General features: G+C 61.1%; 14 protein-coding genes. 8 read left to right on the top strand and 6 right to left on the bottom strand.

Annotated elements, in window-relative coordinates; all coding sequences use genetic code 11:
- Positions 1-5: 5 nt before the first annotated feature.
- Positions 6-476 (bottom strand): Lrp/AsnC family transcriptional regulator, encoded by a 471-nt coding sequence (locus tag GWQ31_RS14080; RefSeq protein WP_021138960.1) that lies wholly within the window; start codon positions 474-476, stop codon positions 6-8.
- 159 nt (positions 477-635) lie between these two features.
- Here GWQ31_RS14080 and GWQ31_RS14075 point away from each other — a divergent pair, with 159 nt between their 5' ends.
- Complete coding sequence (locus GWQ31_RS14075; RefSeq protein ID WP_275909629.1) at positions 636-1154, top strand: cyclin-dependent kinase inhibitor 3 family protein; 519 nt, start codon at positions 636-638, stop codon at positions 1152-1154.
- Positions 1155-1169: 15 nt separating this feature from the next.
- Here GWQ31_RS14075 and metA read toward each other — a convergent pair whose 3' ends face one another.
- Entirely contained in the window at positions 1170-2114 is a 945-nt protein-coding gene (gene metA, locus GWQ31_RS14070) for a homoserine O-succinyltransferase (RefSeq protein WP_021138958.1), read from the bottom strand.
- Between the two features lie 145 nt (positions 2115-2259).
- On the opposite strand from metA, the gene GWQ31_RS14065 reads away from it, so the two are divergent.
- Both GWQ31_RS14065 and GWQ31_RS14060 read left to right on the top strand, forming a co-directional pair.
- Positions 2260-3498 (top strand): DUF3391 domain-containing protein, encoded by a 1239-nt coding sequence (locus GWQ31_RS14065; RefSeq protein WP_021138957.1) that lies wholly within the window; start codon positions 2260-2262, stop codon positions 3496-3498.
- 58 nt (positions 3499-3556) lie between these two features.
- Positions 3557-4720, top strand: coding sequence for a CinA family nicotinamide mononucleotide deamidase-related protein (locus GWQ31_RS14060; RefSeq protein WP_275909628.1), 1164 nt, complete (start codon positions 3557-3559; stop codon positions 4718-4720).
- Between the two features lie 44 nt (positions 4721-4764).
- Here the strand turns inward: GWQ31_RS14060 and GWQ31_RS14055 are convergent, their stop codons facing one another.
- The 3 genes from GWQ31_RS14055 to GWQ31_RS14045 are packed head-to-tail and all read right to left on the bottom strand — an operon-like array spanning position 4765 to position 7752.
- Positions 4765-5859, bottom strand: a complete 1095-nt coding sequence (locus GWQ31_RS14055) for an ABC transporter permease (protein WP_099991514.1) — start codon at positions 5857-5859, stop codon at positions 4765-4767.
- Positions 5856-6785, bottom strand: coding sequence for an ABC transporter ATP-binding protein (locus GWQ31_RS14050; RefSeq protein ID WP_021138954.1), 930 nt, complete (start codon positions 6783-6785; stop codon positions 5856-5858). The genes GWQ31_RS14055 and GWQ31_RS14050 overlap by 4 nt, the downstream gene beginning before the upstream one ends.
- The gene (locus GWQ31_RS14045; protein ID WP_275909627.1) at positions 6778-7752 is read right to left on the bottom strand and encodes an HlyD family efflux transporter periplasmic adaptor subunit; all 975 of its coding nucleotides are present in this window, start codon (positions 7750-7752) and stop codon (positions 6778-6780) included. Before GWQ31_RS14045 ends, GWQ31_RS14050 begins: the two co-directional genes overlap by 8 nt.
- 288 nt (positions 7753-8040) lie before the next feature.
- Between GWQ31_RS14045 and GWQ31_RS14040 the strand changes: the two genes are divergently transcribed.
- The 3 genes from GWQ31_RS14040 (at position 8041) to GWQ31_RS14030 (ending at position 11833) form a co-directional block, all read left to right on the top strand.
- The gene (locus GWQ31_RS14040; RefSeq protein WP_338144690.1) at positions 8041-9708 is read left to right on the top strand and encodes a FapA family protein; all 1668 of its coding nucleotides are present in this window, start codon (positions 8041-8043) and stop codon (positions 9706-9708) included.
- Between the two features lie 169 nt (positions 9709-9877).
- Entirely contained in the window at positions 9878-10687 is an 810-nt protein-coding gene (gene yidA / locus GWQ31_RS14035) for a sugar-phosphatase (RefSeq protein WP_275909626.1), read from the top strand.
- A 366-nt stretch (positions 10688-11053) separates the two neighbouring features.
- Positions 11054-11833: a gamma-glutamyl-gamma-aminobutyrate hydrolase family protein gene (locus GWQ31_RS14030; protein WP_219598288.1), complete on the top strand. Its 780-nt coding sequence runs from the start codon at positions 11054-11056 to the stop codon at positions 11831-11833.
- Here GWQ31_RS14030 and GWQ31_RS14025 read toward each other — a convergent pair.
- Entirely contained in the window at positions 11830-12243 is a 414-nt protein-coding gene (locus tag GWQ31_RS14025) for a hypothetical protein (protein WP_192873393.1), read from the bottom strand. The genes GWQ31_RS14030 and GWQ31_RS14025 overlap by 4 nt on opposite strands.
- A gap of 115 nt (positions 12244-12358) precedes the next feature.
- Here GWQ31_RS14025 and GWQ31_RS14020 point away from each other — a divergent pair, with 115 nt between their 5' ends.
- Together GWQ31_RS14020 and GWQ31_RS14015 are read left to right on the top strand one after the other, a co-directional pair.
- Positions 12359-13885 (top strand): mechanosensitive ion channel family protein, encoded by a 1527-nt coding sequence (locus tag GWQ31_RS14020; protein ID WP_275909625.1) that lies wholly within the window; start codon positions 12359-12361, stop codon positions 13883-13885.
- 41 nt (positions 13886-13926) lie between these two features.
- A complete protein-coding gene (locus tag GWQ31_RS14015; protein WP_275909624.1) occupies positions 13927-14325 on the top strand; it encodes an STY0301 family protein in 399 nt (132 codons plus the stop codon).
- The last annotated feature ends 5 nt before the right edge of the window (positions 14326-14330 follow it).

Here is a 14330-nt window from a genome sequence, read left to right as displayed (position 1 = left end):
CGCCATCAGATATTGAGGAAACAGGGCAAGGAACGGCTGAATCTGTGCTCGAACACCAGCGAGGTTTCGAGGTGCACTACCTCTTCCCGTGAAGTGAAGTGATCGAACACGAAGTTGCGCAGGTGCTCGGTATCGGCGACGCAGAGGTGCACCAGAAAATCATCCTTGCCACCCATGTGAAACAGGCTGATCACCTCGGGCAACGCCAGTATGGCATCGCGGAAGGCATCGATGATCTGGCGGCTGTGTCGCGCCAGTTGCAGCGAAACCATGGCCTGGATATGGCCACCCAGCGCCTGATGATCCACTTCGCAATGTGCCCCCTTGAGCACCCCGTCCTGCTGCAGCTTGCGCACCCGCTCCAGGCAGGTGGACGGAGCCACCCCGACCAGGGCAGCCAGATCCTTGTTGGTCATGCCCGCATCGCGAAACAGATGGGCCAGGATATCCAAATCCAGTTGATCCAGGTTTCTCATCTTAACTCCTTGAACCGATCAATTTTTTAGACTCTGCCCGTAAACCGGGCCGAACACAACGCAGATTGACATAGAGGCTGCACCCCCTATGCTTTGGCGCACTCAGGATCCGGGGCCATGTCAGGCCCCCTCCCCCTTGCAGGCCTCATAAGGACCTTTATGTACTCGTCTCATCCCTTCTGGAGCCAGGAAGTGCCCCGCGTCGATGGCCAGTTACTGCTGACCCCCTGCCCCGGCACCCAGCAGGTACCGCTGCCACTGGCACTGGATCAGCTGAGGTTTGCCGGTGCCCACGGGGTAGTGACGCTCATGACCGCCACCGAGCTGGCAGAGCTGGATCTGGCGCACCTCGGTCGTCAGGTCGAGCAGGAAGGCATGCGCTGGTTCCACCTGCCCATCGAAGACGATCAGGCCCCCGATGCCGACTTCGAACACGCCTGGCAGCTGGCATTGCCACAACTGAGCGCGCTGCTGCACGATGGCAAGCATCTGGTCATCCACTGTCAGGGGGGCAGCGGCCGCACCGGTCTGGTCGCGGCTGCCCTGCTGATCTCCCTCGGCCAGCCACAACAGGAGGCCATGGCCGCCATCAAGGCCCACAGGCCCAAGGCCTTCACCCTGCCGGCGCATCGCCAATGGCTGGATGCCCTGGCCACGCGGCTGGATCAGGCCGACTGACCCTGACCGCTGGCCCTACTTGGGTTGCTGGTAGGTAAACACCTTGCCGATATCTTCCACCCGATAGCTGGTGAGCTGGTAGACGTAGTAGTTGAGCCAGTTGGAAAACAACAGATGGCCGTGGCTGCGCCAGCTGGCGCGCGGCGGCTGGGCCGGATCATTGTTCGGGTAGTAGTTGACCGGAATGACGGGGTCGAGCCCGGCCGCCAGATCCCGCTGATACTCTCCATCCAGGGTCAGCACATCGTATTCAGGGTGGCCGGTGACAAATACCTGACGACAATCCTTGGTGGCCGCCAGGTAGACCCCCGCCTCCTCGGACTCGGCAAAGATCTGCAGGTCGGTGTGGGCACGGATGAGATCCCCGTCGAAGGCCGCATAGCGAGAGTGGGGCGCCACGAACTCGTCGTCGAAACCACGCAGCAGCGGCTCGTTCTCATCGAGGCGATGGTGGCGATAGACACCGGAGAGCTTCTCGCCATGGGTCTGCTTCTCCATGCCATACAGGGCCTTGAGCGCCGCCTGTACGGCCCAGCAGAGGAACAGGGTCGAGGTTACGTGTTGATGGGACCACTCTATGATCTCGACGATGCGTGGCCAATAGACCACCTCCTCGAACTCAACCAGCCCGAGCGGTGCCCCCGTGATGATCATGCCGTCATAGTTGTTGCCACGAACCTGCTCGAAATCGTGATAGAAGTTCTCGAGATGGGCCTGAGGCGTGTTCTTTGACTCCCGATCGTCGATCCGCAGCAAATCCACGTCCACCTGCAGCGGCGAGTTGGAGAGCATCCGCATCAGCTGGATCTCGGTTTCAATCTTCTTGGGCATCAGGTTGAGGATCAACACCCGCAATGGGCGGATGTTCTGGGTGACGGCCCTGGATTCCGTCATCACGAAGATGTTCTCCTGCCCCAGCACTTCGGCGGCAGGTAACTGATCCGGGATCTTGATCGGCATGCTTACTCCCTGTACTGCATCGGTAAATATGTCTGGACATCCAGAAGCCTATAACAAAGCCACCCAACCTGTCATCAGATACCTTTTGTATTCACCCCCACCTTTGACTAGCATACGGCTCAGTGTGTCTCTCGCAGCCAAGACAATGACAGGTATCAAAATTTCCGTAGACCGACTGCAAGTCGGCAATTTCGTCTCTCTGCCACTGGGTTGGCGCGAACACCCCTTCCTGTTTTCCAGCTTCAAGCTCAAGAATGAAGAAGAGATAGAGTTGATCCGTCGGCTCGGGCTCAAGATGGTCACCATCATTCCGGACAAGAGCGATGCGCCGCCCAAGCCACTGAGCCAGATCCAGGCACAGCCTGCCGAGGTGCCGGACACCTCGCTGCGCCAAGCCGAGATGCAGCGGGATAAAGAGCAGCGCATCGAGCAGTTGCAACAGTATCGTCGTGATTTGCAGCAGTGCGAGAAGCAGTTCCAGCAATCCCTGGCGCAAGTACGCAGCGTCATGAGCAAGATCCAGTCCCGTCCCCTCAACGCCATCGGCGAGGCCCAGGAGCTGATCAACGCCATGACGGAGCAACTGCTGGCGGTGGATGAGATGGTGCTGCACCTGGTCTCCGACAGCGAAGATAGCAACAACCTCTACTTCCACTCCCTCAACGTCAGCGTGCTCAGCATGCTGCTGGCCAAGGAGTGCAACATGTCGGCCGACCAGATCCGTCAGGTCGGCATGGGCGCCCTGTTCCACGACATCGGCAAGCTGAAGATCCCGAGCCAGATACTGCGCAAGACAGAACCACTCACCAAGCCGGAGCAGAACCTGATGGCCCAGCATTCACGCTACGGCCTGGATCTGCTCAATCTGGCCAAGGATTTCCCCGCCGAGGCGAAAGGCATAGTGCTGCATCACCACGAATATCTGGATGGCAGCGGGCCCGAGGGGCTCAAGGGTGGGCAACTCGACCCGCTCACCCAGATGGTGTCGCTGATCAACGAGTACGACAACCTCTGCCACCTGCAGGCCAAGGTGCCCTACTCGGCCCTGAGCGGCCTCTACAAGCAGCGCAAGGCCCAGTTCAACCCTGAATACCTCAGCATGCTGATCCGGCTGATGGGCATATACCCGCCAGGCAGCGTGGTGCAGCTCTCCAACGGTCAGGTGGGGCTGGTAATGTCGGTCAATGCCTCCCGCCTGCTCTACCCTTCGGTACTGGTGTACGATCCGCGCATCCCTCGCCAGGAGGCTGTCATCATAGATTTGCAGCAGGCCGAGCTGTCCATCGCCAAGGTAATCCACCCCAAGCGACTGCCGCCAGCCGTGTTTGAATACCTCAATCCACGCACCCGGATCAGCTACTACTTCGAACAAGCCAAACCCTGATTGCCCCGGCCATGGATCATGGCGGTCCCAGTTCACTTCCCCAGCCCAAGGAGCCCCCATGCGTATCGAGATCATCAGTACCGGAGACGAGATAGTGACTGGGCTGGTGGTGGATACCAATGCCGCCTGGCTCAGCGCCCTGCTGCTGGATCAGGGCTGGCAGGTGCGCCGCCGCGCCACAGTGGGGGACAACCTCGCCGACCTGAAAACCGTGCTGCAGGAGAGTGCCAGCCGCGCCGACGTGGTGCTGGTATGCGGCGGTCTGGGCCCCACCGCCGATGACCTCACTGCGCAGGCGGCAGCCGAAGCGTTCGGACAACCCCTGACCCTGTTCCCTGAGTGGCTGGCCACCATAGAGGCGCGCTACGCCAGTCGGGGCCGCCCCATGGCGCAAAGCAACGCCAAGCAGGCCTGGCTGCCACAGGGGTGCGAGATCCTGGACAACCCGGTCGGCACCGCCTGCGGTTTCGTGGTCAGTCAGATGAACGGCCATGGCCCGTGTCAGCTCTTCTTCACCCCGGGCGTACCGTTCGAGTTCAAGCAGATGGTACGCGAGCAGATCTTGCCGCGCCTCAAACAGCTGGCTGGCGCGCAGACCGATACCGAGCTGCGCCGTTTCTACAGCTTCGGCATCTCGGAATCGGCCCTCTCGGACATGCTGGATGCGGCGCCCTGGCCGGCAGGCATAGAGCTGGGCTACCGCTCCGCCATGCCGCTCATCGAGCTGAAGCTTATCGGCCACGGAGCGACCAGGGCAGACATGGAGGCCGCCGAGGCGCGGCTGCTCGCAGCCATCCAGCCCTGGCTGGTGGGACGCGGGAATGACGAACCCACGCAGCAGATCCTGGCCCTGCTGGGAGACAAACCGCTGACGCTGCTGGAGGGGGAGAGCCGGGGTGCCCTGCTTGCGCTCTGCCACGACCATCCACGGCTGGAGGCTCACTACAGCCCCCATCTTGCCAGCGATCTGGCATTGCTGCCCGGCACCACAGTAGGCTTGCATCTGACCATAGGACAAGAGGGGGCTGACGGCGTGCCGCTGCTGCTCTGCACCCATGGGCAGCAGACCGGCCAGACGGTGAGGGTCAACCATCCGGACCCCGAGAGCCGACGCAAGATCCTCGCCTTCGCCGCCCTCGACATGCTGCGCCGCCACCTGCAAGGCTTGCCTGTGCTTGGCGACTACCTCACCCTGGCCAGAACGACGCAGCGCAGCAGCTAGGCATCAAACGCAGCTACCCGCGCAATCTGGCATCGGCGTACGCTTCAATCCAGACTCTTCTTGAACCTGTGGGCGGCCAGGGTCAGCACCAGCAGGGTGAACCCCGCCAGCCAGAGCACATCCGGCAGCAACTCCGACAGCTCCCCGCCCCGCAGCACTATGCCCCTGATCAGCCTCATGAAGTGGGTGGCAGGCAGCACCTCTGCAATCCACTGGGCCGCCACCGGCATCCCCTCATAGGGAAACATGAAGCCCGACAGCAATATGGATGGCAGCAGTATGAACACCGTCATCTGCATCGCCTGCAACTGGGTCTGTGCCAGAGTGGAGATGAGCAGCCCCAGGGTCAGGCTGGCGGCGATAAACAACAGGGTCGCCAGCAGCACCTGACTGAGTGCCCCGTTGATCGGTACGTCAAAGATGAAGTGGCCGAGCCCGAGTATGATGGCCACCTGGACCAGCCCCACCCCGATATAGGGCAGTATCTTGCCAAGCATCAGCTCCATTGAGCTGACTGGGGTCGTAATGAGCAGTTCCAGATTGCCGCGCTCCCGTTCGCGCACTATGGCCGCCGAAGTGAACATGATCATGGTCATGGTGAGGATCACCCCGAGCAGGCCGGGCACTATGTTGACCGCAGATCGCCTAGCCGGATTGAAGTAGAGCACAGTCTCGAAAGTGGGTGGTGCAGATTCAAGGCCCGGTTTCAGATCCGAGAGCGGCATGTTGCGAAGGCCGAGCAGGGCCCCGGCTATCATGGTATCCGAGCCATCCACCAGCCACTGCCCTGCCGTCTCACCGGCGCTGAGGCGGCGGCTCAAGTCAGGGGGCAGCACCAGCACGGCCCGCACCTCGCCCCGGGTCAGGGCGGCTTCGGCTTCCTGTATCCCCACGTAATGACGTTCTATGCGCACCACCTGACTCGCCTTCACCGCCTCCACCAGCAGCCGTCCCGGCACGCTCTGGCTCATCTCCACCAGCCCCACCGGTATGTGGCGCACATCCGTGTTGATGGCGTAGCCGAACAGCAGCAGCTGGATCAGGGGTATCATCACCACCATGCCAAACGTCAGTCTGTCCCGCGCCAGCTGCCTGAGCTCTTTCTGGGTAATGGCCCAGAGCCGTCGCAGACTGTTCATGCCCCTGGCTCCTGACCGGTACAGCTGACAAACACATCCTCCAGACTGGGCCTGACCAGCGCCATGGCGGCACCGGCCAACGCTGGGCAGGCCTGCTGCAACCAGGCAACCGGTTCAGCCAGCTCCTTGTCCACCAGCACCCGCAACCGCTGGCCAAGCTGGGCGGCGGATCGCACCTGTGTCAGCTGCAGCAACTGCTGCTTGAGCAACCGCAAGTCCCTGGTCTGCACTTCCACCACCCGGGTGCTCATGGCATCCATCAGCGCCTGTGGCGACCCCTGGGCCCGCACCTGTCCCGCCTCCATGATGGCCAGCGCATGGCAGCGCTCCGCCTCGTCCATGTAGTGGGTGGTCACCAGTATGGTGGTGCCCCCTTCGCTGAGATCGAACAGTTTCTCCCAGAAATCGCGCCGGTTCTGCGGATCCACCGCCGAGGTGGGTTCGTCGAGCAGCAACAGGTCCGGATGGTGGATCACTGCCGCCGCCAGCGCCAGCCGCTGCTTCTGGCCGCCGCTCATGGCACCGGCCCGCTGTCGCGTCAGCGACGTCAGTTCATAGGTTTCCAGCAACGCGTGCAGGCGCGCCGTCAGCGACTGGCCAGCCATGCCGTGAATACGCCCCATAAACTCCAGATTTTCCCAGGTCGTCAGCTCGTCATAGAGGGAGAACTTCTGGGTCATGTAACCGATCCGGCGCCTGAGCGCTTCAGCCTGTTTCGGAATGCTCAGACCCAACACCTCCACTTCTCCCGCCGAGGGCGTGAGCAGGCCGGTCAACATGCGCAGTGTGGTGGATTTGCCGCAGCCGTTGGGGCCGAGAAAACCGTGGATCTGCCCTCTGGGCACGCAGAGATCCAGTCCGTTCACCGCCAGAAAATCGCCAAAGCGCCGGCTGACCCCCTTGGCACGGATCGCCAGCTCACTCATGAGCGGACCTCTCATCGCCAGGATCGGCCTGCAGCGGCAAGCCGCTCGGCAGATCCTGCGCCCCGTCGGGCAGGTCTATCTCGGCCAGATAGACGAGTCGGGCCCTGTCCTGTTCGTTGAGGGCGTAGTAGGGAGTGAAAGCCGGTTCTTTCGAGATCCAGCGCAACCGGCCGGTGAGCGGCTCGGCCACCCCATCCACCACCACCCGCACCGGCTGGCCGATGTGGTAACTGGCGAGGGAGGGCTCAGGCACATAGACCCGGGCGTAGGGCGCCTGATCCGCCTGAATGGCGGCCAGCACGGCACCGACCGACACCCTTTCGCCGATATGATAGGGCAGGCTGTCGAGCCGGCCACTGCGAGTGGCAGTGATGGAGAGATCCGCCAGCTCCCGTTCGGCCAACGCTACCTCGGCACTGGCTGCCTGCAAGGCAGCATCGGCCTCGTCAATGTCTTCGCTGCGCACACCACGGGCCAACTTGTCGAGCTGTTGGCGGGCCCCATCCTGCTCTGCCAGCGCGCCGTCGCGCAGGGCGCGGGCCTTGTCGAGATCCGCCGGGCTGACCAGCTTCTGACGCACCAGTCGGTCGATGCGCACGAAGTTGCGCTCGCTCTCCCTGACATTGGCCTCGGCCTTGTCGAGATTGGCACGGGCGGCGGCAATGTCCTCCGGTCGCTCGCCATTGGTCATGCGGGCGAGGGCCGCGCAAGCTTGCGCCTCCCCGGCACGGGCACGGGCCAGCACCGCCTGCTGGCGGCGATCGTCCAGCCTTGCCAGCAGGGTCCCCTCCTCCACCATGCTCCCCTGGGCCACCGGCAAGGCCCGGATAATCTCGCTGGCGGTGGCGGTCAGCAGCACCCGATCCCGCTCCAGCGTACCGAGCGCCGTGGTAGAAACCTGTGGCTGGCAGGCAGTCAGCAGGCTAAACAGGCCTAAAGGCAACAGACAATGACGCAAGATCGACACTCCTCTCGTGACCTTCAATCTCGTCCCGATACAAAGCATTCCGGGACGCTGGGCCGGCACGTCTCTCACTGACAAGCCGGTTCCTTGAGTGGTCAGCATACCCGCTGTCATCCCTGATTTCCTCGCCCCAGCTCACCCATTTGTACTTAGCGCGTTGACCCAAAAAGAGAAATACCCGAATACTGCAGACCGGCGTGATGTTGATGACTCGCGTTTTTAATAAAAAGCCGATTAAATGGAAGCAAGTAGCGATCTCACTGGAGATCATGGCGAGAGTAAGGGATCCGGGTGTTAAGCAAAGAGTGGTTACTGTTATCAGCCGATATGGAATACGCCTGTCTGCGCATCGTGCCCGGGCTGACCAAACCCGTTTCGGAGAGCAACATCCTGGCGTTGTTGCAGGCCTCCAACTGTCGCCGCTACCAGCCGCTGCCGGAGGGGATCAAGCAGGCCATCAGCTTGCTCAATACCCTGTTGAGCAACCCGGCCGCCCCGCTGCCCCGCAACCCAGTCCCCATTGCCCAGCGCCACGATGCCCGTGTCACGCTGATCGTCGAGAAGGACCGGATGAGCGCCATCGCCCAGATAACCGCCGATTGGGGTGGCAAGTGTCTCACCACAGAACAGCTGGAGCTGGCAATCCAGGCCAGCGAGGCCAACCAGGGAATTCAGGATGCGCTCATTGCCGCAGCCATACAGACCGCCAGGGAGGCGGCACCGGGCTCCTTGCTCAAGTTGCCGGTGGCGCTGGGCCAGGCAGCGGTCAATGGCAAGGACACCCATCTGGAGCTGCTGGTGGAGACACCCGCCGAGCGGATACTCAAGCCCCAGGAACAAGATAATGGCCGGGTCGACATGCGGGATCTGGGCACCATAGTCACGGTCAAAGCCGGTGCCCAGTTGATGCGGCGCCACCCTGCGACCAAGGGGGTACCCGGTTTTACCGTCACGGGCCAGGATCTGCCCGCCAAAGATGGCAAAGACAGCGCCATGAGCGCAGGCGATGGCACTTGTCTCTCCCCTGACGATCCGGATTTGCTGCTTGCCAGCCGGGCCGGCCTCCCCTGCAAGGAAAAAGCGGGCATGAAGGTAGATGAGGTCTTGAGCGTCAAGCAGGTGGATGCTCGCCACGGCCATATCACCTTTGAAGGGGGGCTCATCGTCAATGCCGACGTCCAGCCCGGCATGAAGGTCAAGGTCAGTGGCGACATCGTCATCGGTGGTTTTATCGAAGGGGCCGAGATCGAAGCCGGCGGCAGCATAACGGTACGCCATGGCATCATAGGTCGGCGCAACGAGCAGGGGGAATACCTGTGCCGCCTCAGTGCCCAGGGCGAGATCCACGCCAGTTATGCCCAGTACGCCAAGCTGGAAGCAGGGGGCGACATCCAGATCCAGAGCCAGCTCAACCATTGTTACAGTTGCAGCGGGCAAGACATCAAAGTGGGCGACACCAATATGCGCAAAGGGCATCTGCTCGGCGGCACCAGCATTGCCAATCGCCTCATCATGGCCCCCATTCTGGGCGCCTCAGCGGCCAACCACACCAAGTTGCAGATCCTTGGCGGCTACTTCACCCACAAGGAGCAGGAGCTGGCCCTGCGCCAGCGCAAGCAGGAGTGCCGGGATCAGTTGGACAAGCTGCAGGATCTGCTGCTCAAGTTGCTGCAGTTGCCCACCGACAAACGCAACCCCGAGACCCTGCAGAAGATAAAGCTGATCCGTACCAAGCATCTCGAGGAGAGCAAGCTGCTGGATGAGCAGCTGGAGGCAGCCCAGGAGGAGCTGCAAAAGCTGATGGCGGAGATGGATATCATCGCCACCCAACGGGTCTTCTCCGGGGTCGAGGTGGAAATGGCCCACTATCACTGTCGGGTCGATATCGAGCATGGCCCCATCCACTTTGCCATTCGCGAAGATCAGGTGCAACTGACCCCTTACGTACCGCAAAAATGACCCTGGCCGGAGACAACCGGCCCTCTCCTCATTGCCCTTCCACCTTGCGAGCAGGCGCCCAATACTCGGAATCCATCCCGTCAATCCGTGATCCAGACGGCGATTTTCGCTACACTCGGCCTCCCATTGGCCCCATAGGGCGGGCCAGCCAGACTTCAGGTAGTGAGAGATGTACAAGCTGATCGCATTGGATATGGATGGCACCCTGCTGAACCCCCAGGGCCAGATTTCACCCCGCACCCACGCCGCCATTGCCGCCGCCCGCGCCAAGGGAGTGACAGTGGTGCTTGCCTCGGGCCGCCCCCTGGAAGGGATGAGCCGCTATCTGGTAGAGCTCGGCCTCACGGGTCAGGATGACTACGTCATCTGTTACAACGGCGCTCTGGTGCAGCAGGTTGCCGACCAGCGCATCATCCGCAGCCAGCTGCTGACCGGAAGCGACGCCAGCGCCATCGCCAGACTGGCCGACGAGCTGGAGGTGAACGTACACGGCTTCTCGGTCAGTCAGGGCCTCATCAGTCCCAGAGTCAGCACCTATACAGAGCACGAATCCCGCCTCATCGGCATGCCCATCAATCTGATCGATTTTGCCACTCTGGCGGCCGACGAACAGATCATGAAGGTGATGATGATCGACGAGCCACCCCGGCTCTCCCGCGCCATCGAACGCCTGCCAGCCGAACTGTACGAGCGCTACACTGTGGTGCAGAGCGCCCCCTTCTTCCTCGAATTCATGAACAAGCAGAGCAACAAGGGCACAGGAGTCGCCGCACTGGCCGAACATCTGGGCCTTGACGCCTCCCAGGTCATCACAGTGGGGGATGCAGGCAACGATCATCACATGATTGAATACGCAGGACTGGGGGTGGCCATGGGCAACGCCACCGATGAAATCAAGGCGCTGGCCCAACACATCACGGGCTGCAACGACGAGGATGGTGTCGCCCAGGTGATCGAGCGGTTCATCCTGAACGCCTGAGCCAAACAAGGGGCCTCCACCAGGGCCCCTTCTGCTATCCGGCCAACCTGATCAAATGTTTAATATATCCACCACGAGTGTCCCTTCCATACCCACTGCATCCCGTCAAGGCCCCTATAAAAGGGACTCAAGCCTGTGTGTCGCTCATGGCGATTAACATTTCAGTATCATTTCGTTTGACATATTGAACGGCCTTGGCAGACTGAGATCAGGATCCAGGCCGTCATTGCCCAGGCTGACCGACGATTCTGGTACTGCGGCACGACCCTGATCCCACGACCATGTCTTGAGGCATGCCCTTGCCTTCTCGCTGGCAGCAAGGGCCTTCCCAAGGCGCAGGACCGCAAAGGATAGCCAAGGTGAATCATGACTCGCATCCCCCACACCCCGCGTAAACCCGTCGTACTGATGACAATGGGCGCCCAACCCCGCAACGGTCATGCCTATCAGGTAATGACCCACAAATACATCACGCCCCTGGTGGACATCAGTGGCTGCGTGCCACTATTGGTCCCCACCTGCTGCGGAACAGAAGACCTGGCGCAGTATCTGGATCTGGCCGATGGCGTCTATCTGAGCGGCGCCGGATCCAATATAGATCCTGCCCTCTATGGCCAGGAGAACCTTACCCCGGAGAAGCAGCAGGACAGAGACAGGGATCTGTTCGACATTCCGCTGGTACGTGCCGCTCTCGATCGCGGTCTGCCAATCCTCGGGATCTGTCGCGGCATGCAGGAGATCAACGTGGCCCTCGGGGGCGACATACACCAGAAGGTCTACAGCGAACCCGGCTTTGACGACCACAGGGAAGATTCAGACGATCCGGTCGATGAACAGTACGGGGAGAGTCACCAGATTAAACTGGTGCCCGGCAGCTGGTTTGCAGATCTGATGGGGCAACCTGCTATCCCCGTCAACTCGCTGCATGGACAGGGGATCAAGACGCTGGCAAAGGGGCTTGAGCCGCTGGCCCATGCCGAAGACGAGCTGGTCGAGGCCATTCATGCCCCCACCCTCTCCCCCTTCCTGCTGGCGGTACAGTGGCATCCTGAGTGGAAGGCGACCGAAAATCCCCACTCCATCAAGATCTTCCAGGCCTTTGGTGACGCCTGCCGCCAACGCCGTGATGCCACTCCCGACAGCTAGTCACCGAACCCACGCGGCTTGAGCTTGGGCAAGCCACCGCGCTCGGGACGCATAGTGCTGCACACATCCATGCCCTTGAGCCCACGCTGGATATGATCCGGCGTGTGGCCAAACACCATGCCGTTGCTGCGATAAAGATTGTCATCGTCGAGCTCGAACAGCTCGCCACCAATGAGCATCTGTTCACGACCATCCACCACCTTGCCCCGCTTCAGTGGCAGCGTCATGTCGGTCAGCACCTCGCCGGTGGCACACCCCTCAAGCCAGCGGGCCTCGTCGGAGAAAGGGGTAATGGCAATCTCGCGCCAGGATCCATCCCTGAACTCGACCCTGTATCTGTCAGTGAACAGATCGCATCCAGCCAGTGGCAACAATGCCACCAAGCAGATGATTTTCTTTGTTAATTGCACCAAGTCACACTCTCCTGTCGAGACTGACAACAGCATAAATAAATCGTGTCGCCAGCGCACCCTTTACCCTTGTCTAACCAGCTATGCTGGAAATATCCAACGATAAGGGGCTGTTATGTTTAGCGATAATTTCGTTGCCCTACCTACCTTGCAATGGATTGGCGAACACCCGTTCTGGACCCTGCTTACCCTGTTCTTGCTCATCACCCATTTTTTGCGCAGCCCGGGGCGGCGGCGCGAGCTGATTTCCGAGCTCGGCTTCGTCATGATGAGCATGGTCGTGATCCTGCTGATCCAGTTCGAGGGAGGCTGGTTCCGCCTGCCTCTTCCTCACCGCTGGCTGGTGGAGATCTCCAGTCTGCTGGCCGGTCTGGTGCTGGTGAAGATCTGGGGCATACTGCTGTTCCAGTTTCTGCTGCCCCTGTGCCAGATCCGCATACCGCGCATCATAGCGGACATCGTCATCACCATCGGCTACATCAGCTGGTGCCTGTTCAGGCTATACGCTTCCGGCATGGCCCTTGGCGAAATAGTCACCACCTCGGCCGTCATCACCGCCATCATCGCCTTCTCCATGCAGGACACACTGGGCAACCTGCTGGCTGGAGTCTCCATCCAGCTGGACAACTCCATCGCCATCGGTGACTGGTTGCAGGTGGAAGCCATCCAGGGCCGGGTGGTGGAGATCAACTGGCGCGCCACCACCATGGAGACCCGCAACTGGGAAACCGTGGTGATCCCCAACAGCCACTTGCTCAAGCAGCGTTTCACCGTGCTGGGACGGCGACAAAATGCCCCCCTCCAATGGCGGCGCTGGGTCTGGTTCGATCTGACCCTGGATACATTGCCGACCCAGATCATCGCCCTGATCGAGAAGTCCTTGCGGGAAACCAATCTGCCCTGTGTGGCCAAATATCCTCAACCCGACTGTCTGTTGATGAATGTGGAAGGGGGAATTGCCCGTTATGCCGTTCGCTACTGGCTGACCGACCTGGCGCGGGACGACCCGACCGATTCCATGGTGCGCAGCCTGATCGATGCCGCCCTGCGCCGTAACGACCGGCGTCTCACCCCCCCCATTTTCAATGTCTTCATGGCCAAGGAGAAACAGCATCAGGATGCCCGCCACAAGCGCCACACCGTCGAGCGCACCGCCACCCTGCGCAAGTTGCCGCTGTTTGCCATGTTGCAGGAGGATGAGCTGATCCAGCTCGCCGATCAGGTCAAATTCGCCCCCTTCGTCAGTGGCGACATCATGCTGGAGCAGGGGGAGGTTTCCAGCTGGCTGTTCGTGCTGGTCAAAGGAGAAGCTGAAATGCTGGTCAAGGTGGAGGGGCGTGAATTGCCGCTCGGCACCCTCAACACCGGCGACTTCTTCGGCGAGCTGAGCCTGCTCACCGGCGACCCCAGTCCATTCACGGTGCGGGCACTCGGCACCGTTGAAACCTACCGCATCAATCAGGCCATGTTCCAGGAGCTGGTGATGCACAGGGAGTCTCTGGTCGAGCCGCTATATCGGGTGCTGAGCAGTCGCGAGCAGGAGCAGCAGACACTGTTGGCAAGGGAGGCGGAGTCCATGAAGCAGCCGCCGCAACAGCGTGATCTGCTCAATAAACTGATGAAGCTGTTCAGTGGAGGATGACGTAGCATGGGGCACCACATGATGCCGGGAGACCCCACACAATGTTACTGACCGCACTGGCTTTGAGCGCCAGTTTGCAATTTGACTGCCCGCCAGCCATAGACACCCGCCAGCAGCTGTTGAGCCAGCCTCGGGGCTGGCAAGCCGTGGCCCGGAACAACCAGGGAGAAGCGGGCCAGACCCTGAGCCACAGGCTGGATAACCTGGCCCTGTTCGATGGTGATCCGGGCGAGCTTGCCCAGCTCAAACCGGACAATGGTGACAACGACGAGACTCACTACTGGAGTCTGGACAGCCGCAATCCGCGACTATTTTATCTGGTCTGCCACTATGGGGGCACAGCCATCACCTTGCAGCAGGCGCTCCCCCCGGGCATCAACTACTGCCGCGTCAACCAGACCGACCATGACCAGCTGCTCGGACTGATTTGCCGTCAATAAGGGCC

The sequence above is a fragment of the Aeromonas sp. 2MA4 genome (assembly GCF_029237305.1).
GTDB lineage: Bacteria > Pseudomonadota > Gammaproteobacteria > Enterobacterales > Aeromonadaceae > Aeromonas > Aeromonas salmonicida.
Note: the sequence above shows the minus strand (reverse complement) of the source record. Positions and strands in the feature narration are given on the sequence as shown.

Bases quoted from the DNA above. Each gene is read 5' to 3' on its own strand.
- GWQ31_RS14080 (WP_021138960.1), bottom strand. From the start codon at position 476: ATGAGAAACCTGGATCAACTGGATTTGGATATCCTGGCCCATCTGTTT.
- GWQ31_RS14075 (WP_275909629.1), top strand. From the start codon at position 636: ATGTACTCGTCTCATCCCTTCTGGAGCCAGGAAGTGCCCCGCGTCGAT.
- metA (WP_021138958.1), bottom strand. From the start codon at position 2,114: ATGCCGATCAAGATCCCGGATCAGTTACCTGCCGCCGAAGTGCTGGGG.
- GWQ31_RS14065 (WP_021138957.1), top strand. From the start codon at position 2,260: ATGACAGGTATCAAAATTTCCGTAGACCGACTGCAAGTCGGCAATTTC.
- GWQ31_RS14060 (WP_275909628.1), top strand. From the start codon at position 3,557: ATGCGTATCGAGATCATCAGTACCGGAGACGAGATAGTGACTGGGCTG.
- GWQ31_RS14055 (WP_099991514.1), bottom strand. From the start codon at position 5,859: ATGAACAGTCTGCGACGGCTCTGGGCCATTACCCAGAAAGAGCTCAGG.
- GWQ31_RS14050 (WP_021138954.1), bottom strand. From the start codon at position 6,785: ATGAGTGAGCTGGCGATCCGTGCCAAGGGGGTCAGCCGGCGCTTTGGC.
- yidA (WP_275909626.1), top strand. From the start codon at position 9,878: ATGTACAAGCTGATCGCATTGGATATGGATGGCACCCTGCTGAACCCC.
- GWQ31_RS14030 (WP_219598288.1), top strand. From the start codon at position 11,054: ATGACTCGCATCCCCCACACCCCGCGTAAACCCGTCGTACTGATGACA.
- GWQ31_RS14020 (WP_275909625.1), top strand. From the start codon at position 12,359: ATGTTTAGCGATAATTTCGTTGCCCTACCTACCTTGCAATGGATTGGC.
- GWQ31_RS14015 (WP_275909624.1), top strand. From the start codon at position 13,927: ATGTTACTGACCGCACTGGCTTTGAGCGCCAGTTTGCAATTTGACTGC.